General features: G+C 64.6%; 18 protein-coding genes. 11 read left to right on the forward strand and 7 right to left on the reverse strand.

The annotated features are described in order from the left end of the window. Nucleotides 1-15 precede the first annotated feature (15 nt). Nucleotides 16-1,248: an aspartate aminotransferase family protein gene (locus tag OSH12_RS18985; RefSeq protein ID WP_266345179.1), complete on the reverse strand. Its 1,233-nt coding sequence runs from the start codon at nucleotides 1,246-1,248 to the stop codon at nucleotides 16-18. Between the two features lie 408 nt (nucleotides 1,249-1,656). Here OSH12_RS18985 and OSH12_RS18990 point away from each other — a divergent pair, with 408 nt between their 5' ends. Beyond that, nucleotides 1,657-2,190 carry a GcrA family cell cycle regulator gene (locus tag OSH12_RS18990; protein ID WP_266345180.1) on the forward strand — a complete coding sequence of 178 codons (534 nt, stop codon included), beginning with the start codon at nucleotides 1,657-1,659 and terminating at the stop codon, nucleotides 2,188-2,190. 202 nt (nucleotides 2,191-2,392) lie between these two features. Here the strand turns inward: OSH12_RS18990 and OSH12_RS18995 are convergent, their stop codons facing one another. Then, nucleotides 2,393-3,154, reverse strand: a complete 762-nt coding sequence (locus OSH12_RS18995) for an ArsR/SmtB family transcription factor (RefSeq protein ID WP_266345326.1) — start codon at nucleotides 3,152-3,154, stop codon at nucleotides 2,393-2,395. A gap of 438 nt (nucleotides 3,155-3,592) precedes the next feature. After that, a complete protein-coding gene (locus OSH12_RS19000; protein WP_266345181.1) occupies nucleotides 3,593-5,077 on the reverse strand; it encodes a glycosyltransferase family 39 protein in 1,485 nt (494 codons plus the stop codon). 266 nt (nucleotides 5,078-5,343) lie between these two features. On the opposite strand from OSH12_RS19000, the gene cysQ reads away from it, so the two are divergent. The 3 genes from cysQ to cysN all read left to right on the forward strand — a co-directional run bounded on the left by cysQ (nucleotide 5,344) and on the right by cysN (nucleotide 9,131). Continuing rightward, nucleotides 5,344-6,150 (forward strand): 3'(2'),5'-bisphosphate nucleotidase CysQ, encoded by an 807-nt coding sequence (gene cysQ / locus OSH12_RS19005; RefSeq protein ID WP_266345182.1) that lies wholly within the window; start codon nucleotides 5,344-5,346, stop codon nucleotides 6,148-6,150. Between the two features lie 159 nt (nucleotides 6,151-6,309). Next, complete coding sequence (gene cysD / locus OSH12_RS19010) at nucleotides 6,310-7,218, forward strand: sulfate adenylyltransferase subunit CysD (RefSeq protein ID WP_266345183.1); 909 nt, start codon at nucleotides 6,310-6,312, stop codon at nucleotides 7,216-7,218. Further along, a complete protein-coding gene (gene cysN, locus OSH12_RS19015; RefSeq protein ID WP_266345184.1) occupies nucleotides 7,218-9,131 on the forward strand; it encodes a sulfate adenylyltransferase subunit CysN in 1,914 nt (637 codons plus the stop codon). Before cysD ends, cysN begins: the two co-directional genes overlap by 1 nt. A 180-nt stretch (nucleotides 9,132-9,311) precedes the next feature. On the opposite strand, the gene OSH12_RS19020 is transcribed toward cysN, so the two are convergent. Together OSH12_RS19020 and ppk2 are read right to left on the reverse strand one after the other, a co-directional pair. Beyond that, nucleotides 9,312-11,138, reverse strand: coding sequence for a hypothetical protein (locus tag OSH12_RS19020; RefSeq protein ID WP_266345185.1), 1,827 nt, complete (start codon nucleotides 11,136-11,138; stop codon nucleotides 9,312-9,314). A gap of 130 nt (nucleotides 11,139-11,268) precedes the next feature. Continuing rightward, a complete protein-coding gene (gene ppk2 / locus OSH12_RS19025) occupies nucleotides 11,269-12,168 on the reverse strand; it encodes a polyphosphate kinase 2 (RefSeq protein WP_266345327.1) in 900 nt (299 codons plus the stop codon). Between the two features lie 375 nt (nucleotides 12,169-12,543). Between ppk2 and OSH12_RS19030 the strand changes: the two genes are divergently transcribed. The 7 genes from OSH12_RS19030 (at nucleotide 12,544) to phoB (ending at nucleotide 19,413) form a co-directional block, all read left to right on the forward strand. After that, nucleotides 12,544-13,893 carry an ATP-binding protein gene (locus OSH12_RS19030; protein WP_266345186.1) on the forward strand — a complete coding sequence of 450 codons (1,350 nt, stop codon included), beginning with the start codon at nucleotides 12,544-12,546 and terminating at the stop codon, nucleotides 13,891-13,893. A 129-nt stretch (nucleotides 13,894-14,022) separates the two neighbouring features. Further along, complete coding sequence (pstS, locus tag OSH12_RS19035) at nucleotides 14,023-15,072, forward strand: phosphate ABC transporter substrate-binding protein PstS (RefSeq protein ID WP_380224906.1); 1,050 nt, start codon at nucleotides 14,023-14,025, stop codon at nucleotides 15,070-15,072. 123 nt (nucleotides 15,073-15,195) lie between these two features. Next, a complete protein-coding gene (gene pstC / locus OSH12_RS19040; protein ID WP_380224977.1) occupies nucleotides 15,196-16,149 on the forward strand; it encodes a phosphate ABC transporter permease subunit PstC in 954 nt (317 codons plus the stop codon). A gap of 11 nt (nucleotides 16,150-16,160) precedes the next feature. Further along, nucleotides 16,161-17,063 carry a phosphate ABC transporter permease PstA gene (gene pstA / locus OSH12_RS19045; RefSeq protein ID WP_266345187.1) on the forward strand — a complete coding sequence of 301 codons (903 nt, stop codon included), beginning with the start codon at nucleotides 16,161-16,163 and terminating at the stop codon, nucleotides 17,061-17,063. After that, on the forward strand, nucleotides 17,060-17,845 hold the full coding sequence (gene pstB / locus OSH12_RS19050; protein ID WP_266345188.1) for a phosphate ABC transporter ATP-binding protein PstB: 786 nt from the start codon (nucleotides 17,060-17,062) through the stop codon (nucleotides 17,843-17,845). Before pstA ends, pstB begins: the two co-directional genes overlap by 4 nt. 26 nt (nucleotides 17,846-17,871) lie before the next feature. After that, nucleotides 17,872-18,588, forward strand: coding sequence for a phosphate signaling complex protein PhoU (gene phoU / locus OSH12_RS19055; RefSeq protein WP_266345189.1), 717 nt, complete (start codon nucleotides 17,872-17,874; stop codon nucleotides 18,586-18,588). A gap of 126 nt (nucleotides 18,589-18,714) precedes the next feature. After that, nucleotides 18,715-19,413 carry a phosphate regulon transcriptional regulator PhoB gene (gene phoB, locus OSH12_RS19060; protein WP_266345190.1) on the forward strand — a complete coding sequence of 233 codons (699 nt, stop codon included), beginning with the start codon at nucleotides 18,715-18,717 and terminating at the stop codon, nucleotides 19,411-19,413. Nucleotides 19,414-20,169: 756 nt separating this feature from the next. On the opposite strand, the gene OSH12_RS19065 is transcribed toward phoB, so the two are convergent. Continuing rightward, a complete protein-coding gene (locus OSH12_RS19065) occupies nucleotides 20,170-21,168 on the reverse strand; it encodes an ABC transporter substrate-binding protein (RefSeq protein ID WP_266345191.1) in 999 nt (332 codons plus the stop codon). A 92-nt stretch (nucleotides 21,169-21,260) separates the two neighbouring features. Further along, nucleotides 21,261-22,391, reverse strand: coding sequence for an ABC transporter permease (locus OSH12_RS19070; protein ID WP_380224979.1), 1,131 nt, complete (start codon nucleotides 22,389-22,391; stop codon nucleotides 21,261-21,263). Between the last annotated feature and the right edge of the window lie 68 nt (nucleotides 22,392-22,459).

Raw genomic sequence — 22,459 nt, forward strand, 5'->3', positions numbered from 1 at the left:
ATGTGTCCCGTCCGCTCAGGCGGATTGCCGTGCCGCATTCGCGGCATCGGCTTCGATTGCGGAAAAGGCAGCGTCGAGCTTGTCGATCGCCGCGTCGACCTCTGCCTTGCCGATATTCAGCGGCGGCAGCAGGCGCAGGACATTGTCGCCGGCGCCAGCGACCAGCATGTTCTGGCCTCGCACCGCCGCGACAACCTCAGGGATAGGCTTCAAGGCACGCAGGCCGATGAGAAGGCCCTCGCCACGGATCTCGTCGATCACACCCGGATGGCTATCGACCAGGCCGCCGAGGCGCTGGGTCAGATAGCGCGCGGTCTCGCGGACATGCTCGAGGAAGCCATCGGAAAGCACGGTGTCGAGCACGGCATTGCCGACCGCCATCGCCAGCGGATTGCCGCCGAAGGTGGTGCCATGCGTGCCGGGCGTCATGCCCTTGGCCGCTTCGTTGGTGGCGAGACAGGCGCCGAGCGGAAAACCGCCGCCAATGCCCTTGGCCGCCGTCAGGATGTCGGGCGCTATGCCGGTCCACTCATAGGCGAACAGCTTGCCGGTCCGGCCGATGCCGGTCTGGACCTCGTCGAAGATCAGCAACATGCCTTCGGCGTCGCAAAGGGCCCGGAGCTCGCGCAAAAAGTCGTTCGAGAAGGTGCGGACGCCGCCCTCGCCCTGGATCGGCTCGATCATGATCGCCGCCGTGGCCGGCGTTACCGCCGCCTTGATCGCCGCCATGTCGCCGAACGGCACCTGGTCGAAGCCGTCCGCCTTCGGGCCGAAGCCGTCGAGATATTTCTGCTGCCCGCCGGCGGCCAGCGTCGCCAGCGTCCGGCCGTGGAACGCGCCCTCAATGGTGAGGATGCGGAACCGCTCGGGCTGGCCGTTGACATAGTGATAGCGCCGGGCCGTCTTGATGGCGGCCTCGTTCGCTTCCGCGCCCGAATTGGCGAAGAAGACGCGGTCGGCGAAGCTGTTCGCCACCAGCGTATCGGCAAGAGTCTCCTGGCCCGAAATGCGGAACAGGTTGGACGTGTGCCAGATCTTGCCGGCCTGTTCGGTCAGCGCCTTCACGAGGATCGGATTGGCATGGCCGAGCGTGTTCACCGCGATGCCGGCGGAGAAGTCGAGATAGGCGTCTCCGTCTCGCGTAAAGACCCAGGCCCCCTCGCCTCGCTCGAACTCGAGCGGTGCACGCGAAAAGGTGTCATAGAGGCTGGTCGAGGTCTTTTTGACGCTGGTATCGGGGGCGCTCATATCCCCTCCTTCGGATAAAACCACGGAAACGGGTGCTCAAAAATCAAAGGTGCCACCCGAGGCCGACGCGCCGGGCAGCACCTTTATGCGTTGCCCTTATATCACGGCGGTGACGATTTGTGTCAATCAAATCGCCGCTGGATAGGGCGCCTGCCGGCTAAGCGCTTGACGAGACTCACGGATCGGGCGTCCGACTCAAGTTGGGGAAAACAGCCAGATCCGCCCCTCGGGAAACCCTCCGACTCTTGTCACCGAGTCACGCTATATAGTATCTTAATTTTCGTTAAGACACGAAATATCGAGCAGGTACCTCCCCCTGACCCATGTATGGCGTTCTCGGTCGTCCGGCATTCCGGCTGACGACTGCGACAGGATTCCGGGTATCGCTCCGACCGACAAGGACACGCTATGACTTGGACGGACGAACGGGTTGAGTTGCTCACGAAGCTCTGGGCAGACGGTCTGAGCGCAAGCCAGATCGCAGCCGAGCTTGGCGGCGTAACACGCAATGCGGTCATCGGTAAGGTACATCGGCTGAGTCTGTCGGGTCGCGCCAAGCCGGCGTCGACGCCGGCCGCCCGCACCCGCAAGCCGGCGACGGCGAGCAATGGACGTTCCGTGACAACGGGCCGCCCCAATCCTGTCAGGCCCCTCGTGGCCGGCAACACCGTGCTGAAGCCGATGACCCAGATCGCTCCCGAGCCGCGGCGCATGCCCCGGCCGGTCGGCTCGGACGACGTCGTCGTTCCGATCAGCCTGCACGCGACGATCCTCACCTTGACCGAGCAGACCTGCAAATGGCCGATCGGCGATCCGAGCACCGAGGATTTCCACTTCTGCGGCCAGCGCTCCAGCTCCGGCATTCCCTATTGCGAATATCATTCGCGGGTCGCTTACCAGCCCGTGCATGACCGTCGCCAGAAGAAGGCCGTCGGCGCCTGATCGCGCCGACCCATCGCTGGTCTTTGACATCCGTTTGCCTGCGATCCGCGCCCCCGCGCTTCGCCTGAAAACGCTTCAGCGCTCCGCGCGCTGACCAAAGCCAGTTCAAAAACCCGGCCGTGTCGCCCTCCTCCCGAGGCGCGCGGCCGTTTTTTTTGTTTTTGTCCTGGCTGTCTCGCGAGACTGGTAGCCGGGCGCGCCGTCAGGCCGGGCTAAATCCAAAGGTCTCGAGAAAACCGCTGGCGCCGGCGGGCGTAACCGCGATGGCGCGGCTGTCCTTCACCCGGTCGATCCAGCCTTTCCGCAGCAGATGACTGCACAGCGCTGCGCCCAGGCGGCCGGCGAGATGCGGCCGGCGCTCGCTCCAGTCGAGGCAGGTGCGGCAGAGCGGCCGGGCGCTATGGACCACGGTAGCGCCAAGATCCTGAACCGCCCGCTTGCCCGCGCCCTTGCCCGACCGTTGGCCCGCCCCCTGGCCGAGATCGATGCCGAAATCGCACAGGAAGCGATTGCCCTCCGGCGTCACCAATCCCGCGCCATCGGCAAGACGGACCCAGTCGCGGGAAACAAGGCTGTCGGCGATGGCGACGCCAAGCCTGCCGGCGAGATGATCGTAGCAGGTGCGCGCCGCGCGCATCGCCTCGTCGCGCGGTCCGGTCGGCCGGTGCCGCTTCGGGCCCTCGGCCGAAAGCGACATCAGCGCTTCGAGCGCCGCCGCGACCGAAGGCGAAGCGAGCCGGTAATAACGATGACGTCCCTGCTTCTCGACGGCGAGGATCTGCGCTTCCGTCAGCTTGGCCAGATGCCCGCTGGTGGTCGGCGCGCTGACGCCGGCATGAAAGGCGAGTTCGCCGGCCGAAAGCGCCCGCCCATCCATCAGGGCCGACAGCATGTTGCCGCGGGCGACATCGCCGATCAGGGCGGCGACTTCCGCGATGGTGGTGCCGGAGACGAGATTGCTCATGACGGCAGAATAGCCGCTCGCGCCCGCGCGGTCATCGAAGGACGTTTCGGCCACGACCGAAATGTCGGCCGGCGTCCGTGTTGGGGATTGCAGAAGCGCCGTGCGTCCTTCGAGACGGCTTTCTGCGAAAGCCGTCTCAGGTTGATGCACATCGAGCGGATTGCCCCTTACCTCTCCCTGAGGGAGAGGTCGGAGCGCAGCTCCGGGTGAGGGTTTAGGGAACCATCCGGAGAGGCCGTAAACCCTCACCCGCCAGCCTTTGGCTGTCGACCTCTCCCTCAGGGAGAGGTGAAGAAAGGGCATTTCGGACCGCGCCAGTGGGGAGGTTGAACACTGCCTGCTCCCTTCAATCATGTATTACGGGCCAGACCCTAGGAGGCCTCCGGAGAAGGCCGTCTCTAAGGACGCACAGCGCTGCCGCTGCGGGAACGTGCCCCCTCACTCGATCCGATCGCAGTCCCGAAGCATCGGCGGGATGAGGCCAAGGTCGCGAGCGACCATCACCAGCTTCACATCGCCAAGCGGAAAGGCGCAAACGGTGGCATCCCTCGAAATCGCCGCCGGAATCGTCCGATAGGAGCCGATCATCAGGAAGGCGATCGGCCGGTCGGCGGCCTTGGCCCAGAGCGCCGCGATGGTCTCGCGGTCCGGGTCGAGGGCCTCGAAAGCCACTCCATCCGCAGCACCGGCATAGTGGCGCAGCGCCCTTTCGACGGGCGGCGCATCGGTCAGGATCGTCGTATCGCGAACCCCCTTGTCGTGCAGGAAGTTCGCCACCGGCCGCCAATCGAACTTGCGCGGCGACACCAGCATGTCGAGCGCCTGCAGCGACAGCCCGACGAGCAGCAGCGCCAGCGTCGCGCCGACAGCGATCCGCATGCCCCGGTCGGCCAAGAGCGACGCGACACCGGCAGCGGCGAGCAGGAGGGCTGCCGGCAACATGCCGATCAGATAGCGCCCGGCCGTGGCGGAAAATGCGCCAACCACCAGGAACACCAACGGCGTCAGGAAGGCAGAAACCGCCAGCATGCGATGCGTCGGTCGGTTGCGGTTGGCGATCAGGCCGATTGCCATCAACGCCAGGAAGGCGAGCGCCAGCGGCGTCGCCCAATCGGCCGGCAGGAAACGATCGACATCGCGCGGCACGACAAGGCCATAGGTCTCGCCAAAAGCCTCGCGAATGCGGGTCGCGGAGGGCAACTCGCTTTGCCATTTCATCAGCCCGACCGGCTTTTCCGCCTGTTGGCGGACGGCCGGAACGAGAAAGGAGGCGGCAGCGGCGATGCTGGCCCAGGTGACGACGATGTGCCGGATCCAGAGGCGCTTTTCGCGCGGCGCGAAGCTTTTGAAGCCGCAGGCGAACAGCGCCAGATGCTGCATGGCGACCGAAATGATGCCGGCGGGAAGCGCCAGCGCCGCGCCGATCGTACCGATGGTGGCGAGGATCGCCTGCCGGCCGGGTCGACCGCCGCCCATAAGCAGGCCCATCTGCCCGGTGATGGCGAGCGCGAGGAAGAAAAGCATCAGCGCATAGGGCCGCGCTTCCTGGCCATACTGGATGAGGGCCGGAAACAGCGCATAGAGCAGCGCCGCCGCCACCGCGCCGATCCGGCCGGAAAGCTTTTGCGCCACCAGCGCGATGAGACCGCCGGCAAGGCTATCGAGGATGGCGGAAGGCAGGCGCAGCCAGAATTCATCCGCCCCGGCCAGCCCCAGCGCTTTCAGAATCGCGAAATAGGTCGAGAAATGACCGTTGGCGAGCCGGTCGGCGACGAGGTTCGGCCAGGTGCCGGCAATAACATCCGCCGTGATCGTCTCGTCAAACCAGAACGCCAGATGTCCCAGCGTCGAAAGCCGGATGGCAAGGCAGAGCCCGAAGGTGGCGAAAAAGATGAGAGCGCGATGATCCATCGCTTGGCGCATATCGGGCTCGCGCGCGGATCGGTCATATGGGGCGGGATCTTGCGGGGATCGGTCTTGGCTTGGCGACTGGGCGGAAATGCTGGTTGTCCTCTTGATCGGCGCGATCATGGCCGCGCCGCCTCCATCTGGCAATCGGCGGCGTGTCCGGGCTACCGTGTTCGCGCGATTGCATCCACGCTTGTCGCGGGCGTCGCTAAAGGTTACGAGCCCGCAGCCATGACGGCCGGTTGCTGCACCGTGTCCGCCGACAAGCCCCACGAGGCACCATGCACCTGCTCGACGACGTCCTCTACGAAGCCCTGATCGAAACGACGCTCAAAGCCGGGCGCGTCGTCATGCAGGTTTATGACAGCGCCTTCGCCATCGAGCACAAGGGCGACGCCTCGCCGGTGACCGAAGCGGACCGCCTGGCCGAGATCGTCATCCTCGAGGATCTCGCCCGTCTCGTGCCGGACGTTTCCGTTGTCGCGGAAGAAGCCTGTTCCGGCGGGCATATACCGACGGTTGGCGGGGCATTCTTCCTGGTCGATCCGGTTGACGGCACGCGCGAGTTCATCAGCCGCAATGGCGATTTCACCGTCAATATCGGCCTGGTGCAGGATGGTGTGCCGATCCTCGGCCTCGTCTACGCGCCGACGCGCGGCGATCTCTATGCCGGACGCGCCGGCCATGGCGCCGAACACATCTCCATCGTCGACTTCCAAAAGGGTGCGCGCCGCGCGATCCACGTCGCCGATCCGGCAAGCAATCCGCCGCGCATCCTCGCCAGCCGCTCGCATCGCACGCCGGAAACGGACGATTTCATCGCCCGCTTCCCCGGCGCGTCGCTGGTCGCGGCCGGTTCGTCGCTGAAATTCTGCCTGATGGCGGCGGGCGAGGCCGATCTCTATCCCCGCATGGGACCGACTATGCAATGGGACACGGCAGCGGGCGACGCCATTTTGCGGGCGGCGGGCGGCGCTGTCGATACGATCGAGGGCGTCGCGCTCGGCTATGGCCCGGGTGCCGGCGTCGGCGTTTCGGCCTATGCCAACCCGTGGTTTGTCGCCCGCGGCTCGCTTGCGTGGATCTAGCGAAACACGACTAAATCCATCAAGTTTGCTGAAATCAGGTTGCGAGATTCGGCCGGATCGCGCCAAGGATTAAGCCAACGCTGTCGATATACGCTATGATGGTTGCTTGAGGCACGGGGGGTGCCAGACTAGGTTTCGGGCTCCAGTCCGGAGTACTTCATGCCGTCACCATTGCAGCCGCATCTTCGCCGCCTCGAAGCCGAGGCTATCTTCATCCTTCGGGAGGTCGTGGCGAATTTCGACAACCCCGTGATGCTCTATTCGATCGGCAAGGATTCGTCGGTCATGCTGCATCTGGCCATGAAGGCCTTCTATCCGGCCAAGCCGCCCTTCGCCCTGCTGCATATCGATACGACGTGGAAATTCCGCGAGATGATCGCGTTCCGCGACGAGACCGCGAAGCGGCTCGGCATCGAACTCCGGGTCCACACCAATGCCGAGGGCAAGGCGGCCGGCATCAATCCGTTCGATCACGGCTCGTCCAACTACACCCAGGTGATGAAGACCGAGGCGCTGAAGCAGGCGCTCGACGCCGGCGGCTATGACGCGGCCTTTGGCGGCGCGCGCCGCGACGAGGAAAAGAGCCGCGCCAAGGAGCGCATCTTCTCGTTCCGCTCGGCCAATCACGGCTGGGACCCGAAGAACCAGCGGCCCGAGCTCTGGTCGCTCTACAACACCCGCATCCAACAAGGCGAGACGATCCGCGTCTTCCCGCTGTCGAACTGGACCGAGCTGGACATCTGGCAATACATCCTCGCCGAGGAAATCCCGATCGTGCCGCTCTACCTTTCGGCCGAGCGGCCTGTGGTCGAGCGCAATGGCCAGTTGATCATGGCGGACGATGCCCGGATGCGCCTGCTCCCCGGCGAAGTCCCGCAGAACCGCCGCGTCCGCTTCCGCACGCTCGGCTGCTATCCCCTGACGGCGGCGGTTGAATCCGACGCCGACACCCTGCCCGAAATCGTCCGCGAAATGTTCCTCGCCACCACGTCCGAGCGTCAGGGTCGCCTGATCGACCATGACGAATCCGGCTCGATGGAGAAGAAGAAGCGCGAGGGATATTTCTAATGGCCGATATTTTTTCCGCCCCGACCATCGCCGAGGACGAGGGCACAAGCAGCTTCCTCGCCCGACAGGACGACAAGGGCATCCTGCGCTTCCTGACCTGCGGCAGCGTCGACGACGGCAAGTCGACCCTGATCGGCCGCCTGCTGTTCGACACCAAGAAGCTTTTCGAGGACCAGCTGGTCACGCTCGAAAAGGATTCGAAGAAGTTCGGCACGGTCGGCGACGACATCGACCTTGCGTTGCTGGTCGACGGGCTCGAGGCCGAGCGCGAGCAGGGCATCACCATCGATGTCGCCTATCGCTTCTTCGCCACCGAAAAGCGCAAGTTCATCGTCGCCGATACGCCCGGCCACGAGCAATACACCCGCAACATGGCGACCGGCGCCTCGACCGCCGATGTCGCCGTGCTCCTGATCGATGCCCGCAAGGGCATTTTGACCCAGACGCGCCGGCACGCCACCATCGCCTCGCTGCTCGGCATCCGCCATGTCGTGCTGGCGATCAACAAGATCGACCTCGTCGACTACGACCGCGCCGTCTATGACGCCATCGTCGCTGCCTTCGATGCCGACGCCGACCATTACGGCTTCGCCACCCGCGTCGCCATTCCGCTCTCGGCCCGCCGTGGCGACAATGTCAGCACGCTCAGCCCCAATACCGACTGGTATCGCGGCCCGACGCTGATCGAGCATCTGGAGAACGTCGAGCTGGAACCCGGCACCGACCGGCCGTTCCGCTTTCCCGTGCAATGGGTCAACCGACCGGATCTGACGTTCCGCGGCTATGCCGGCACGATCGCCAGCGGCACCGTCCGCCCCGGCGACGAACTGGTCGTCGCGCGCAGCGGCCAGCTGGCCAGGATCGAACGCATCGTCACCTATGACGGCGACCTCGCCTCTGCCGGCACCGACGATGCCGTAACCCTGACCCTCGACCGCGAGATCGATGTTTCACGCGGCGATGTTCTGGTTGCCGCCGAAGCGCGGCCGGAGGTGTCAGACCAACTCGCCGCCCATCTGATCTGGATGGCCGAAGAGCCGATGCTGCCCGGCCGGCCCTATCTGATGAAGATCGGCACCCGCACCATTGGCGCGGCGGTGACGGAACTGAAGCACCGGGTCGAAGCCGACACGCTCAAGACGCTCGCCGCCAAGACGCTGGAGCTGAACGACATCGGCTTCGCCAATCTGTCGCTTGCCGAGCCGATCGCCTTCGACGCGTACGAGGACAACCGAGCCACCGGCGCGTTCATCCTGATCGACCGCTTCACCAACCAGACGGTGGCGGCCGGCATGATCCGTTTCGGCCTGCGCCGCGCGACCAACATCCATCGCCAGGCGCTCGACATCGACAAGGCGGCGCGCGGGGCGGCCAAGGGCCAGAAGCCCGGCGTGCTCTGGTTCACCGGCCTTTCGGGCGCGGGCAAATCGACCATCGCCAATCTGGTCGAGAAGAAGCTGCACCTGATGGGGCGGCACACCTATCTGCTCGATGGCGACAACGTCCGCCATGGCCTCAACCGCGATCTCGGCTTCACCGACGCCGACCGGGTGGAGAACATCCGCCGCGTCGCCGAGACAGCCAAGCTGTTCGTCGATGCCGGCCTGATCGTGCTGGTCTCGTTCATCTCGCCGTTCCGCTCGGAACGCCAGCTGGCGCGCGATCTGGTGGAGGAAGGCGAGTTCATCGAGATCTTCGTCGATACGCCGCTTGAAGTCGCCGAGGAGCGCGACGTGAAGGGCCTCTACAAGAAGGCGCGCGAAGGGCTGATCAAGAACTTTACGGGCATCGACAGCCCGTATGAAGCGCCGCTGGCGGCCGATATCCATCTGGATACGACGACCGGCGACAGCGAGGCGCTCGCCGATCAGATCGTGGCGTATCTCGTCGCCAAGGGTTATTCGGCGGGTTAGCTCGTCAAGGAAGCAAGCCCCTCACCCAACCCTCTCCCGCAAGCGGGCGAGGGCTATTTCGGCCGCGCCCCTGCATCGACGCCGTGATTGGACGCCGTGATGGATTGCGACAGGCTGAAGGACCGGGCTCGGTGAGCCCCCTCTCCCGCATGCGGGAGAGGGCTTGGTGAGGGTCTTCCCCTACTTCAGGACTTCGATCCGGACCGACTTGATGTCGACGGCGGTGCCGTCGCCGGGAATGCCCGGCTCGATCAGGACGGCGTCCGTCTCCGGGCCGCCGCGCTCCTTCGGCACCGTCCAGACCGACGAGAGCGGCGCATAGTCGGGGCCGAGCGCTCCGTCATGCCAGGGACTGAGGCTGCGGCCGTTCTGAAAGGCGAAGCGCAGCGTACTGGCCGGGTTGGTCTTCGCGCCGCGCGCCACCACGACGAGGCGGATCGTCCGCCCGGCCAAGCGTTCGTAAACGCCGCGACCGACCGTGATCCGCGACCCCGTCGAATTCGTCGAGGATGAAACGCGTGCAAAACCGCCCTGCGTATCGCCCTCGAAGCGCACGGGATTGGCCGGCGCCGATTGGAACACGCTGGGATCGCGGCCGTCGAACAGGTTCAATGTTTCGAGAGCCAGCGCTCCAGCCGCCGCTTCCGGCGCCGGGGCAGGCGTTGCCGCTCTTGGCTCGGCCGGCGTCGAGCCGGGCTGCGCAGCCGGGGCCGGCACAGGCGTCTCCGGCGCCGCCTCGATCATGCCGGCGATATCGGTAGGTCGCGTCGAAACAGGCTCGGAAGTCTCGGCCGGGCTTGCGGTCGACGCGGGCGTCGGGCTGCGCGAGAACAGATAGACCGCGCCACCGCCACCGACACCGAGAAGCAGGACGACACCGGCGAGGATGGCGATCATCCGGCCGCTGATCGCTTCGCTCATCTCGCGCAGGCGCTCGCCAAGCCCCCGGCGTGGCTCTTCCTCGTCCAAATCGAGCCGATCCTCGTCAACCGGCTCGTCGGTGCGATCGTCGTTGCCATCGTCCGCGACCGCGACCACGACGCGATCGTCGAAGCGTTCGCGGTGATAGCGAAGCACGTCCTCCGCCGACAGCCGGTCGGGCTCGTCCCTGTCCGCGTCCAGATCGTCGTCGGCGAGCCCGTCATCGGGCGTTGCTTCCTCGTCTGGATACTGCGAGGCGTCGTCGTCCAGGTCCTCCTCGACCGTCTCGTCTTCCTCGACAGCGTCGTCTTCGTCCGGCGCCGGATCTTCCGGCGAAAGCTCGTCGTCGCGCACGTCGAACAGCAAATCGTCCAGCGTGTCGGCGCTGCCCTCGTAGGGATCTGCTGCGTCGGGATCTGTCGCGTCGGTGTCGAAATCGTCCTCGTCCGCCCGCGGCGTCGAACGTGCCTCGCCACCGATATGGACGGCCGAGCGCGCCGCGACGGGTCCTGCGGCAGTCGCTGTCGACCGCTCGCTGCCGACCGTACTGTCGAAGGCGGCAAGCGCCGCGATGGCGGCGGCGTTGGCGTCCGGCACGGCCGGAGGCGCGATCCCGTCGCGAGTCTGGATCGTGTCCGGGATCTTGTTCGTGTCCGGCTTGCCGGGCGTTGGCGAACCGATCTGCGACAAGGGCTGGAATCGGGGCAACTTGCGGATCGGCTCACGCGGCGGCAGCGCGATGCTGGCGGAGAACGGCGCAGGTTCGGCTGCGTCGCCGACTTCCGGTTCCAGCGCTTCGTCCGCCTCGGGTTCCGGCGTGATCAGGCTCGAAATCGCGTTCGCATCGCCGTCAGAGACAGCAGATTCGGCTTCCGAATCGGGCACTTCCTCAAGGATCGCGGAGACGACGCTGTCGAATTCCTCGATCTTGCTGTCGATCTCCTTCGGCGTCAGCGGCGGGTCATACGACCACAGCAGCCGGATCATGGCTTCGCGCGCACTGGTAAACATGCGTTCGCGACCGTCGTGATCGGACGGGTCAAGATGCGCGACGGAGCGGCGCAGGACCGTTTGAAGTTGGCTCATATCGCTCGGGTTGACCGGAAAAGAGTGAACGAACCGTTGATAACACTGCCAGAAGGCGAAACTTCGGCAAGGTTACGCCGCCTTCAGGCGCGAGTTCTGGGACCCGCCGCCTGAAGGAGGCTGTTCGTCGTCAGTTCTTTTTCAGAAAGCGCGGGCCGGTTCCCAGGATCAGCGGATCGGGTTCGCGCACGACATCCTTGTCGCGGCCGGGATAATCGATCTTGCCCAGCACGTGGCGGATGATGTTGAGGCGGGCGCGGCGCTTGTCGTTGGCCAGCGCGACGATCCAGGGCGACTTGTCGGTGTGCGTCTCCTCCAGCATGGAGTCGCGCGCCTTCGAATAGTCCTTCCACTTGCCAAGCGCCGCATAGTCCATCGGCGACAGCTTCCAGATCTTGAGCGGATTGTGCCGACGCTCGTGGAAGCGCTTCAACTGCATTTCCTGACCGATATCGAGCCAGAACTTGAACAAGATCGTGCCGGCATTGATCAGCCCGGCCTCCAGAAGCGGTGCCTGCTCCAGGAACACCTTGCGCTCCTCCGGTGTGCAGAAGCCCATCACCGTCTCGACGCCGGCGCGGTTATACCAGGAGCGGTCGAAGGTGACGATCTCGCCGGCGGTCGGCAGTTTCTCGACATAGCGCTGGAAATACCACTGGCCGCGCTCGGTGTCGGACGGCTTCGGCAGGGCGACGTCGCGCGCATTGCGCGGATTGAGATATTGCCGGAGCGCGAAGATCGCACCGCCCTTGCCGGCGGCGTCGCGGCCCTCGAACACCATCACGACCCGGAGGCCCTTCTCGATGACGTGGTGCTGCAGCTTGACCAGCTCGATCTGCAGCGCGGTCAGCTCCTCTTCATATTTGTCGGATTTCATCGACTTGTCATAAGGGTAGCCGCCGGATGCAAAGGCGGCGTCGCTGACCCATTCGGGCAGGACCGGATCATCGAGATCGAAGCTGCCCAGCTTGGTTTCAATCGGTGCGGCGTCAACGGTCGGTTGCAGTTGCTTCGGCAGCGGCGCCGCCACCTTGGCGTCGTCCTTCTTGCCGTTCTTGCTGGATTTGCTGTCGTCGCTGTCCTTGGATTCCTTGCTGGATTTGGGGTCGCTGCTGTCCTTCGCAGGCTTGCTGTCCTTGGCAAGTTTGGCGTCCTTACCAGGCTTGTCGCCCTTGCCAGGCTTGTCGTCCTTGCCGTCCTTCGGTTCGTCGAGCTTGCTCAAGTCTGCCCTCAGGTTCCTGACCTTGGGCTTCTTCTGGTCATCATTCGCCATGTCGATCCCGATCTCTTACATAGGAGCCGCTGCGCGTGAGATTGCCACGCTGTCATCTGCTTGTCCTGTACGACATGCGATGATGAGCCGGCATAGTCATGACGGATCGGCATCTTGGGAACGGAAGACGGAATGAGCGACGAAAATCGGTCCGGGATCGACGAGGAAATGCCGGGTGACACGAAGCATGGCGTGATGGCGCGACTGGTCGCCGCGCGCGCTTTCTTCGTGATGACGGGCGCTCTTCTGCTTCTCCTCGTGCTGATCGACCAGCTCAACCCGATTGCCGCCGGCGTGCTGCTTGCCACGATGGTCGCCTTCTTCGCCGTCTTCACCCAGCGGCCCGAAATGGCGCCTGCCCGGCGAGCGATCCGTCCGGCGAAGTCGATCTGGCCCGAAACCGGCGTCAAGCGGATGGCGGACGCGCTGCCGGACCCCTGCGTCATCCTCGATCGTCGCGGTGTCGTGCGCTATGCCAACAGCCGCGCCGAGGCGACCTTTCCAATCCGGCCGGGCGATCCGCTGACCTTCCGCCTGCGTAATCCCGATTTCGTCGGCGCTTTCGACCGCGTCGCCACCGGCGGTCCGGCCGAGCGGGTCGAATTCATCGAGCGCGGCCCGACCGAGCGCTGGTATTCGGCGTGGTTCTCCGAGCTCGAGCCGGCCGGTAGCGACAATGATCGCGCCGGCTTCATCGTGCTGATCTTTTCCGACCTGACCGAGCAGCGGGTGAGCGAGAAGATTCGCGTCGACTTCGTCGCCAACGCCAGCCACGAACTCCGCACCCCCCTCGCCTCGCTTTCCGGCTTCATTGAAACGATGCAGGGACCGGCGCGCGACGACACCAAGGCGCGCGAGCGCTTCCTCGGCATCATGCATGATCAGGCGACTCGCATGAGCCGGTTGATCGATGACCTGCTGTCGCTGTCGCGCATCGAGATGAAGGCGCATATGCGACCCGAGGCACCGGTCGACCTGACCGGCGTCATCCGCGGCGTCGTCGATGCGCTGGAGCCGCTTGCGCGCGACCTCGGCGTCACCATCGAGACCGAGCTGCCGGAGACGCCGCTGGTGGTGCCGGGCGATCGCGACGAACTGGTGCAGGTGTTCCAGAATTTGATCGAAAATGGCTGCAAATATGGAAAATTGGGCCAGCGCGTGCAGGTCACGGCGTTGTCGCCGCCCGGCGGAAGGGGCGGCCCGGTCATCACGGTGCGCGATTTCGGCGCCGGCATTCCGGCCGAACACCTGCCGCGTCTGACCGAACGATTCTACCGCGCCGACATCCAGGCAAGCCATGCCCAGCGCGGCACGGGACTGGGCCTCGCCATCGTCAAGCACATCCTGAACCGGCACCGCGCCCGGCTGCTGATCGAGAGCCGTCCTGGGGAAGGGTCCAGCTTCACTGTCGCATTCAATACCGGATTCTCGACATCCAAGGCACCCGACCCGGATATTAAGCCAGCAAATTCATACAGTTAGACTGTCATAAAAGGGTGATGATACCGTCATAGAACCATTACCTGCGGTGGCTAGGTTCCGCTCGCGTCCCGGTCGCAATGGCCGGTGCAACAGATCGCAAGTTCCGGTAACCCGTCAGGGAGACGTCAGGTGAAACTCAAGAACATCGCACTCGCAGCAGGTATCTTTGTCTCTGCGCTCGGCATCCACGCAGCCCAGGCAGCGGACATTTCCGGCGCCGGCGCGACCTTCCCCTATCCGGTCTACGCCAAGTGGGCGGACACGTATAAGAAGGAAACCGGCGTCGGCATGAACTACCAGTCGATCGGTTCCGGCGGTGGTATCAAGCAGATCAAGGCGAAGACCGTCACGTTCGGCGCTTCCGATGCGCCGCTGAAGCCGGAAGAGCTCGCCGCTGCCGGCCTCGTCCAGTTCCCGACCGTCATCGGCGGCGTTGTCCCGATCATCAACGTTCCCGGCCTGAAGCCGGGTGAAGTGACCCTCGACGGCCAGACGCTGGCCGACATCTTCCAGGGCAAGATTGCCAAGTGGAACGACGAGGCGATCCAGAAGCTCAACCCGTCCGTCAAGCTGCCGGAGACGGCCATCGCCGTCGTGCGCCGCTCGGATGGTTCGGGCACCAGCTTCGTGTTCACCACCTACCTTTCGCAGGTTTCCAAGTCCTGGGCTGACGAAGTCGGCGCGGCTTCGGCCGTCGAATGGCCGGTCGGTCTCGGCGCCAAGGGCAATGAAGGCGTCGCCGCCAACGTTGGCCAGACCCAGGGTTCGATCGGCTACGTCGAGTACGCCTTCGCTGCCCAGAACGGCATGTCCTACGCCAAGCTGATCAACAAGGACGGCCAGACCGTCGCTCCGGATGCAGCCAACTTCGCCGCCGCCGCTGCGAACGTCGATTGGGCCAATGCTCCCGGCTACTACGTGATCATGACGAACGAGCCGGGTGCTACCTCCTGGCCGATCACCGCCGCTACCTTCATCCTCGTGCACGCCAAGCCGGAAAAGCCGGAAGACGTCGCATCGGCCCTCAAGTTCTTCGACTGGGCCTATGCCGAGGGCGACAAGATGGCCGAGGACCTGCACTACATCCCGCTTCCCGACTCGGTCGTGACCCAGATCAAGGCGACCTGGGCCAAGGAAATCCTTGGTGCCGACGGCAAGCCGGTCTTCACCCCCAACTAAGTTTGGTCGGACGGGAGGGGGGCGCGTCGCCCCTCTCCCTCTCTCTCCAGCAAATGGCTCCCAATGCGGAACCGGGAAAACAACATGGTCGATGCTGCGATGACGGGCGTGATCAGCGCCGGCATGGATAGTGCCAAGCTGAAACGCATGCGACGGTTCCGAGCCGGGGACGCCACGTTCCGCGGATTGACGCTGGGCGCCGCGCTGCTGGTGCTGCTTCTCCTGGGCGGCGTCATCATCTCGCTGATCCACGGGTCAATCCCTGCACTTTCCACCTACGGCTTCGGCTTCCTGACCACCCAGTCCTGGAACCCGGTCACCGAGAAATTCGGCGCGATGGCGCCCATCTACGGCACGATCGTCACCTCGTTCATCGCGCTGCTGATCGCCGTTCCCGTCGGCATCGGCATCGCCATCTTCCTGACCGAGCTGTGCCCACCCTGGCTGAAGCGTCCGATCGGCGTCGCCATCGAACTGCTCGCCGGCATACCCTCGATCATCTACGGCATCTGGGGCCTGTTCGTTTTCGCCCCCTTCTTCCAGACCAACATCCAGCCCTACCTGATCTCGTTCTTCGAGCCGATCCCGATCCTCAACAGCTTCTTCGCCGGCCCGCCCTACGGCATCGGCATCCTGACCGCCGGCTTCATCCTGGCCATCATGGTGCTGCCCTTCATCACCTCGATCACCCGTGACGTGTTCGACACCGTGCCGGCGGTCCTCAAGGAAGCGACCTACGGCCTCGGCTGCACGACATCGGAAGTGGTCACCAAGGTGGTGCTGCCCTACACCCGCGTCGGTGTCATCGGCGGCGTCATGCTCGGCCTCGGCCGCGCCCTCGGCGAAACGATGGCTGTCACCTTCGTCATCGGCAACGCCCACAAGATCTCCGCCTCGATCATGGCGCCCGGCACGACCATCTCGGCCTCGATCGCCAACGAGTTCACCGAAGCGGTCGGCGATCTCTACACCTCGTCGCTGATCGCGCTCGGCCTGATCCTGTTCGTCATCACCTTCTTCGTTCTCGCCGCGGCCCGGTTGCTGCTGATGCGCATGAACGTCAAAGCCGGCAATTGAGGCGCGCGATCATGGCAAGCACTCTCGGCAACCCCACTTCACTCGGCAATTCCGCCGTCTCCAGCCCGACCGCCCAGGCGATCTACCGCCGTCGCCGTCGTGGCAACACCGTCCTGCTGTCGCTCTCCATCGGCGCCACCATCTTCGGATTGGCCTGGCTGGTGCTGATCCTCGGTGCACTGCTCTACCAGGGCTTCAGCGGCCTTTCGCTGGCGGTGTTCACCGAAATGACCCCGCCCCCCGGTTCGTCCGGCGGCCTGCTCAACGCCATCTGGGGCAGCCTGATCATGACCTTCGGCGGCGTCATCATCGGCACGCCCGTCGGCATCCTCGCCGGCACCTACCTGTCGGAATATGGCCGCGGCAACAAGCTGTCGACCGTCGTCCGCTTCATCAACGACATCCTGCTGGCGGCGCCTTCGATCGTCATCGGCCTGTTCGTCTATGAAGTGGTCGTCGTCCGGATGGGTCACTTCTCGGCCTTCGCCGGTATGGCGGCGCTCGCCATCCTGGTGATCCCGGTCGTCGTCCGCACCACGGAAGACATGCTCAACCTGGTGCCGAACCAGCTGCGTGAAGCGGCCGCGGCGCTTGGCCTGCCGCGCTCGATCATGATCCGCCATGTCGCCTACAAGGCGGCGATGTCGGGCATCGTCACCGGCGTCCTGCTGGCGATTGCCCGCGTCAGCGGCGAAACCGCTCCCCTGCTCTTCACGGCGCTGAACAACCAGTTCTGGAGCGCCGATCTGAACGCGCCGATGTCGTCGCTGCCGGTGACCATCTTCCAGTTCGCCCTGTCGCCCTACCCGGACTGGCAGAAGCTGGCCTGGACCGGCGCGCTGCTCATCACCTTTACCGTGCTGGCGCTCAACATCGTCGCTCGCGCCTTCCTCAGCCCCAAGGCTCAAAAATGACCCAGACCGCGATGAACACGGCCGGCATGGCCGAGAAGATCTCGATCCGCAACCTGAAGTTCTTCTACGGCGACAACCTGGCGCTGAAGACCATCAACCTGCCGCTCTACGAGAAGAAGGTCACCGCCTTCATCGGCCCGTCGGGTTGCGGAAAGTCGACGCTGCTGCGCGTGCTGAACCGGATGTACGACCTGTATCCGCGCCAGCACGCCGAGGGCGAAGTGATGTTCGACGGGCAGAACGTGCTCGACCCGAACCAGGATCGCAACATGCTGCGCGCTCGCGTCGGCATGGTGTTCCAGAAGCCGACGCCGTTCCCGATGTCGATCTACGAGAACATCGCCTTCGGCATCCGCCTCTACGAAAACCTCTCGCGCTCCGAGATGGACGGCCGGGTCGAGGCGGCGCTGACGCGCGGCGCGCTCTGGAAAGAGGTCAAGGACAAGCTGAACTCCAGCGGCCTCAGCCTTTCCGGCGGCCAGCAGCAGCGCCTCTGCATCGCCCGCACCATCGCGGTGCGGCCGGAAGTCGTGCTGCTCGACGAGCCCTGCTCGGCGCTGGATCCGATCTCGACCGCCAAGATCGAAGAGCTGATCGACGAACTGACGACCGAGTACACGATCGCCATCGTCACCCACAACATGCAGCAGGCGGCCCGCGTCTCCGACTACACGGCCTTCATGTATCTCGGCGAGCTGATCGAGTTCGACGAGACGACGAAGATCTTCACGTCGCCGTCCGACAAGCGCACCCAGGACTACATCACCGGTCGCTTCGGCTAAGGCCGGGCCACGGGTAGGAGCACGACATGTCCGAACACATTGTTACCCGCTACGACGAAGAACTGAACGACGTCGCCCGTCGCATCGCCGAAATGGGCGGCATGGCCGAGCGGCTGGTTGATGTCGCGGTCGGCTCGCTGATGCGCGTCGACACGGCGACGGCCAAGACCGTCATCGCCGACGACAAGAAGCTCGACATCCTGCAGCGCGAATGTGAAGAGCGCGCCATCATGATCATCGCCCGGCGCCAGCCGATGGCGATGGACCTGCGCGAAGTCATCGGCGTGCAGCGGATCGCCAGCGATCTCGAGCGCATCGGCGACCTGGCCAAGAACATCGCCAAGCGCGTCATGGCGCTGGACGGCCAGTTCCAGTCGAAGCGCTTCAACACCGGCGTCGAGCACATGGCCCAGCTGTCGCTGGCCCAGCTCAAAGACGTGCTGGACGCCTATGCGACGCGCGACGTCGAGCAGGCGTATCAGGTCTGGAAGCGCGACGAAGAAATCGACGCCATGTACACGTCGCTCTTCCGCGAGCTGCTGACCTACATGATGGAAGATCCGCGCAACATCACGTTCTGCACGCATCTCCTGTTCTGCGCCAAGAACATCGAGCGCATCGGCGACCACGCGACCAACATCGCCGAGACGGTGCATTATGTCGTCACCGGCCAGGTCCTTGCCGAAGATCGCCCCAAGCAGGACGAATCGAGCTCGACCGCCGTCGCCTACGAGAAGAACTGACGCCTCGTCGGTCCTTGAGCGTATTCGGGCGAACTGGATACCGGTTCGCGTGAAAAAGCGCGAATAGACAAAGAGTTGGAGCCTTTCACCGTCGCGGTGAAAGGCTCACTATCGGGATAATCGTGAATGACGCCACGCGTTATGATCGTCGAGGACGAGGAGGCACTGGGCCTCCTCCTCCGCTACAACCTCGAAGCCGAGGGCTATGCTGTCGAGGTAGTGACGCGCGGCGACGACGCCGAGATGCGCCTGCTCGAAACCGTGCCGGACCTGCTGCTGCTCGACTGGATGCTGCCCGGCATATCGGGCATCGAACTGTGCCGCCGCCTTCGGGCGCGCGACGCCACCCGCACCCTGCCGGTGATCATGCTGACGGCGCGCGGCGAAGAGCAGGAGCGCATTCGCGGCCTTGCCACCGGCGCCGACGACTATGTCGTCAAGCCGTTCTCCGTGCCGGAACTGATGGCCCGCGTGCGCGCCATGCTGCGCCGCTCGAAGCCGGAAGTGATCGCCTCGCTGCTCAAGGCCGGCGACATCGAGCTGGACCGCGAAACCCACCGCGTCCGCCGCTCGGGCCGCGAACTGCATCTCGGCCCGACCGAGTTCCGCCTGCTCGAATATCTGATGAAGAGCCCCGGCCGCGTGTTTTCGCGTGAACAGCTTCTGGATGGGGTCTGGGGCCGCGACGTCTATGTCGACGAGCGCACCGTCGACGTCCATATCGGCCGCCTGCGCAAGGCGGTCAATCGCGGCCGCGTCAAGGATCCGATCCGCACCGTGCGCGGCTCGGGCTATTCCTTCGACGACCAGTTCGCGATGGCCTGAGGGCTTTTTGGGGCCGTCTAGAGCGGGCTGCCTCTTCTTTGAAGCATCCTTCTTCACCTCTCCCTGAGGGAGAGGTCGACGGCCGCAGGCCGGCGGGTGAGGATTTACGGCCTCCCCGGATGGTTCCCTAAACCCTCTCCCGGAGCTGCGCTCCGACCTCTCCCTCAGGGAGAGGTGAAAAGTCGGAATCCACCCAGGTGGATCGTGATGCAGGACGGGCTGCATTCCGATCGTGCGTCCTTCGAGACGGCTTTCTTCGAAAGCCCCTCAGGATGAGGAACGGGGGATTTGGCAGAACGGTCGGGGAGATCAACCTCGCGACCATTATGCCAATCCTTCCCGACTTTATGCAGCCACCGTCCTCAACATCCTGAGGAGGCCCGAAGGGCCGTCTCGAAGGACGCACCACGGCGGTGCGTGAGGGCCGCGACAAAAGCCAAAGCAAGCCCCTCACCCAACCCTCTCCCGCAGGCGGGCGAGGGCTTTTCCGGCCGGTGTGGTGTCGGCATGGGGACCGGGCGCGATGCGCCCCCTCGCCCGCCTGCGGGAGAGGGTTGGGGTGAGGGTCTTGCGCTCCCTCGACAGCGGCTAACGCTCCCCCTCACCGCCCCCTCGCCGTCATCCCTGCGAAAGCAGGGATCCATACAGCCGAGGCGTCCACTTCCAGGAACGTCTCGAAACACATTTCGTGGCGAAAACGAAAACGGGCGCCAGAATGGCGCCCGTTCGCGTTGAGTACCGTTAAAAAACGCCGGCTTACTTCAGCCCAGCCGCGTCGGTAACCGCGTGCGTCCAGGCGCCGGTCGGCTCCTTGGTGATGACGGGCGATTCACCGCCCGCTGCCAGCAGCGTCGCGACGGTGCGCTTGTAATCGGCTTCATTCAGCGCGCCGGTCGTGCCCTCGGTCAGCTTGTTGACCTCGCCCATCATGAACTTCTGGTGGGATTCGGTCTGCGCGCCGGTGTCGTCGTTCTCGAGCACGATCTTGGCGGCTTCGTCGGTGTTGTCACGGGCATAGGCCCAGCCCTTCATCGAGGCGCGGACGAACTTCGCCATCTTCTCGACGAAGGCCGGATCCTTGAGCTTGTCTTCCATGACATAGAGGCCGTCTTCCAGCGTCGCGACGCCCTGGTCCTCATACTTGAAGACGATCAGCTCGCTTTCCGGAATGCCGGCGTCCAGCACCTGGCCGAACTCGTTATAGGTCATGGTCGAGATGCAGTCGGCCTGCTTCTGGATCAGCGGGTCGACGTTGAAGCCCTGCTTCAGCACGGTGACGCCATTCGGGCCGCCATCGGTCGAAAGGCCGAGCTTGGCCATCCAGGCGAGGAACGGATACTCGTTGCCGAAGAACCAGACGCCGAGCGTCTTGCCCTTGAAATCATCCGGCGACTTGATGCCGGTATCCTTGCGGCAGGTCAGCATCATGCCCGATTTCTTGTAGGGCTGGGCGATGTTGACGAGCGGCACGCCTTTTTCGCGCGAAGCCAGCGCCGCCGGCATCCAGGTGGTGATGATGTCAGCGCCGCCGCCGGCGATCACCTGCTCGGGGGCGATATCCGGGCCACCGGGCTTGATCGTCACGTCGAGGCCCTCGGCTTCATAGAAGCCCTTTTCCTTGGCGACGTAGTAGCCGGCGAACTGGGCCTGCGGGACCCATTTCAGCTGCAGCGTTAGCGCATCAGCCGCATGGGCCGAGACGCTGGTCATGAGCCCCGCGGCAACCGCGAGCGCTCCAATCATAAGCTTCTTCATTGACCCCTCCAGGTTCTTCGTTGGTTCTTGCTTAGTCGCGTTTTCCCCGCGAACCGGTAACCACTTCGCACGAAAACGCTCTGGCCCCGCCCTCAGGTGCGGAAAGACGGATGCCAGAAGGTCGAGGCCCGCTCGATGAGCGCGATCACCCCGTAGAAGACGGAGCCGGCCAGGGCCGCCACCGCAATTTCCGCCCACACCATGTCGATGTTCATGCGCCCGACTTCGGTGGAGATACGGAACCCCATGCCCACGATCGGTGTTCCGAAGAACTCGGCCACGATGGCCGCGATCAGAGCCAGTGTAGAATTGATCTTGAGTGCATTGAATATGAACGGCAGCGCTTCGGGAAGCCGAAGCTTGAAGAGTGACTGCCAATAATTCGCGGCATAGGTGCGCATCAGGTCGCGCTGCATCGGTTGCGAGGCGGCAAGGCCGGTGACGGTGTTGACCAGCATCGGGAAGAAGGTCGCCACGACGACCACCGCCGCCTTGGATGGCCAGTCGAAGCCGAACCACATCACCATGATCGGCGCGATGCCGATGATCGGCAGAGCCGAGACCAGATTGCCGACCGGCAGCAGGCCGCGCTGCAGGAACGGCACCCGGTCGACCAGGATGGCGACGAGGAAGCCGGCGCCGCAGCCCATCACATAGCCGGCGATGACCGCCTTCAAGATGGTCTGGCGGAAATCGGCAACAAGGATCGGTACCGACGAGGTCAGTTTCAACCAGATCGCCGAGGGCGGCGGGATCAGCACGAACGGCACCTGGAGGGCGATGACGTTCACCTGCCAGAAGACCAGCAGCCAAGCGCCAAAGATGAACGGTATGGCGAGCTTGAGCAGGAACCCGGCCGGGCCGGCGCGCGGCTTGATGGCGGAAAGCTGCGACACGAGTGCCCAGGCCAACAGCCACGACGTCAAGAGCAACGCCCAGAAGCCGGGGCCGGCATGGCCGGCGAGGCCGGGCAGCCTATCGAGAGCCAGCCATGCGCCGACGCTGGAGGCAAGCGCCAGCAGGATGGCGGTGACAGCGCTGCGCTCCGCCTTGACGGCGGCATAGGCGGCGGCGGCGAGCAACAGAATGACCACCCAGCCGCCGAGCCCTTCGCGCGGCAGCAACCGCTCGACATTGGCCGCGTCGAGCGGCAGCGCGACCGCCGCGAACAGGCCGAGAAAGGCGATCCAGGGCTGGAGATGTCCTCGATGGTTTCGAGAAATGGTGGAACTCACGCCTGCGCCTCCCGGTGCTCAAGCCCTCGCCCGCTTGCGGGAGAGGGTTGGGTGAG

Origin of the sequence: Kaistia terrae, assembly GCF_026344005.1 — a bacterium.
GTDB classification, from domain to species: domain Bacteria; phylum Pseudomonadota; class Alphaproteobacteria; order Rhizobiales; family Kaistiaceae; genus Kaistia; species Kaistia terrae.

Excerpts from the sequence above, each read along its gene's own strand:
- OSH12_RS18985 (WP_266345179.1), bottom strand. The coding sequence starts at position 1,248 with ATGAGCGCCCCCGATACCAGCGTCAAAAAGACCTCGACCAGCCTCTAT.
- OSH12_RS18990 (WP_266345180.1), top strand. The coding sequence starts at position 1,657 with ATGACTTGGACGGACGAACGGGTTGAGTTGCTCACGAAGCTCTGGGCA.
- OSH12_RS18995 (WP_266345326.1), bottom strand. The coding sequence starts at position 3,154 with ATGAGCAATCTCGTCTCCGGCACCACCATCGCGGAAGTCGCCGCCCTG.
- OSH12_RS19000 (WP_266345181.1), bottom strand. The coding sequence starts at position 5,077 with ATGCGCCAAGCGATGGATCATCGCGCTCTCATCTTTTTCGCCACCTTC.
- cysQ (WP_266345182.1), top strand. The coding sequence starts at position 5,344 with ATGCACCTGCTCGACGACGTCCTCTACGAAGCCCTGATCGAAACGACG.
- cysD (WP_266345183.1), top strand. The coding sequence starts at position 6,310 with ATGCCGTCACCATTGCAGCCGCATCTTCGCCGCCTCGAAGCCGAGGCT.
- cysN (WP_266345184.1), top strand. The coding sequence starts at position 7,218 with ATGGCCGATATTTTTTCCGCCCCGACCATCGCCGAGGACGAGGGCACA.
- OSH12_RS19020 (WP_266345185.1), bottom strand. The coding sequence starts at position 11,138 with ATGAGCCAACTTCAAACGGTCCTGCGCCGCTCCGTCGCGCATCTTGAC.
- OSH12_RS19030 (WP_266345186.1), top strand. The coding sequence starts at position 12,544 with ATGAGCGACGAAAATCGGTCCGGGATCGACGAGGAAATGCCGGGTGAC.
- pstC (WP_380224977.1), top strand. The coding sequence starts at position 15,196 with ATGGATAGTGCCAAGCTGAAACGCATGCGACGGTTCCGAGCCGGGGAC.
- pstA (WP_266345187.1), top strand. The coding sequence starts at position 16,161 with ATGGCAAGCACTCTCGGCAACCCCACTTCACTCGGCAATTCCGCCGTC.
- pstB (WP_266345188.1), top strand. The coding sequence starts at position 17,060 with ATGACCCAGACCGCGATGAACACGGCCGGCATGGCCGAGAAGATCTCG.
- phoU (WP_266345189.1), top strand. The coding sequence starts at position 17,872 with ATGTCCGAACACATTGTTACCCGCTACGACGAAGAACTGAACGACGTC.
- phoB (WP_266345190.1), top strand. The coding sequence starts at position 18,715 with ATGACGCCACGCGTTATGATCGTCGAGGACGAGGAGGCACTGGGCCTC.
- OSH12_RS19065 (WP_266345191.1), bottom strand. The coding sequence starts at position 21,168 with ATGAAGAAGCTTATGATTGGAGCGCTCGCGGTTGCCGCGGGGCTCATG.